This window comes from Campylobacter concisus (assembly GCF_002914195.1).
In the GTDB taxonomy this organism is placed as follows: Bacteria; Campylobacterota; Campylobacteria; order Campylobacterales; family Campylobacteraceae; genus Campylobacter_A; species Campylobacter_A concisus_M.
On the sequence record NZ_PPAU01000012.1, the window covers coordinates 1 to 1,335 of the forward strand.

General features: G+C 37.2%; 3 protein-coding genes. All 3 read left to right on the top strand.

Features of this window, described 5'->3' with window-relative positions; all coding sequences use genetic code 11:
* A partial coding sequence (locus CYP28_RS10155) for a hypothetical protein (protein ID WP_181000381.1) occupies positions 1 to 282 on the top strand: 282 nt, incomplete at its 5' end.
* Between the two features lie 17 nt (positions 283 to 299).
* Complete coding sequence (locus CYP28_RS00580) at positions 300 to 767, top strand: single-stranded DNA-binding protein (protein ID WP_103592711.1); 468 nt, start codon at positions 300 to 302, stop codon at positions 765 to 767.
* A 10-nt stretch (positions 768 to 777) separates the two neighbouring features.
* Positions 778 to 1,335, top strand: a 558-nt coding sequence (locus CYP28_RS00585; protein WP_219811233.1) for a hypothetical protein, incomplete at its 3' end; no start/stop codon positions are given.

Sequence of the window (1,335 nt, forward strand, 5' to 3'; positions counted from 1 at the left end):
CTTAACGATAGCCTCATAGTGGAAGGCAACCACAGCATAACCTACGGCGACATAAAAGCTACTTGCGAGCTAATCGGATATGATTTGCTTCTTTTGCCACAAGAAGTATTGGATGATCTTGAAAAGGGCGAATATTCACATATTGATACCTTTTACATTGATATTATCAACTTAACGGAATTAGACCAAAATTTTAAGGGCAATCACTCTTTATTCGGCGGGGCCATCCCCGATGAACTGGACATAGATGACGATGGCACGCTTAGGCTATGGTTCGATTAAACCTAAAAAGGACAAAAATGTTTAACAAAATAATTTTAGTGGGACATCTCACGCGAGACATCGAGCTTAGATACACTCCAAGCGGTGCAGCGATTGGCAAAAGTGCGATCGCCGTAACTCGTAAATATAGCACAAATGGCGAAAAAAGAGAAGAGATATGTTTTGTGGATATCACCTTCTTTGGGAAAAGTGCCGAGATAGCAAATCAGTATCTCACCAAGGGATCAAAACTGTTAATTGAAGGTGTCTTGAAATTTGAACAATGGACAGATCAAAATGGACAATCTCGATCAAAACATAGCGTAAGTGTTGAGAGTATGGAGATGTTAGGCAGTAAAGATCAAAATACGCAGCAAGGTAGTAACTGGCAAAATGCACGATCACAAAACGCTCCACAAAGAAAGACTGAGCCACAATATAGTGATGTGCCAGACATTGATACTTCTGATAATATGGAGTATGCAGAAAAAGATATACCATTTTAAAGGATAAGAGATGAAAATGTATGAGTTGTTTTTAGAGAAAAAAGAGTTAGGAATTTTTAAAGAAGAACCACAAGACATAGTATATTGTGATGGTTCAACTGACGGAATTGATTTACTCTGCTTCACTGCTGACGAGTGGCAAAAGCTCCAGGCAAAGCTTAACATAGTCCTTACAGATGATGAATTGGATAATTTTACCAAAATTATGAGTAGTGATTTTTGCCAAAAGAATGGCATTGATTATATTGACCAGCTTGCCAATGAGCTTGACTTTGGAACGCTAGAGATATTTGATTTTGAAAGAGTTGAATATGCTGATGATATGCAAGAAAAATATAGCTATTTCATTGACGGCATAGCAAAAATTGCTGGTAAGGCTAATTTTAGATGGGATGTAGCTTGCAAGGGTGTCCATCAACAAATGTCTTATGTAGATAGATGGGTTCTTAGTGATAGCTATTATCAAATAGAAGTTAATGAACTTAAGGGAGATGAGCTAGCACATTTTGATATTAAAAAAATAGATGAAGAAATGATAAAAGTTAGCTATGGATGCCAAGTTCAAGGC

What these genes read in the sequence shown, in the direction of transcription:
- CYP28_RS00580 (WP_103592711.1), top strand. Translation starts at nt 300, where the DNA reads ATGTTTAACAAAATAATTTTAGTGGGACATCTCACGCGAGACATCGAG.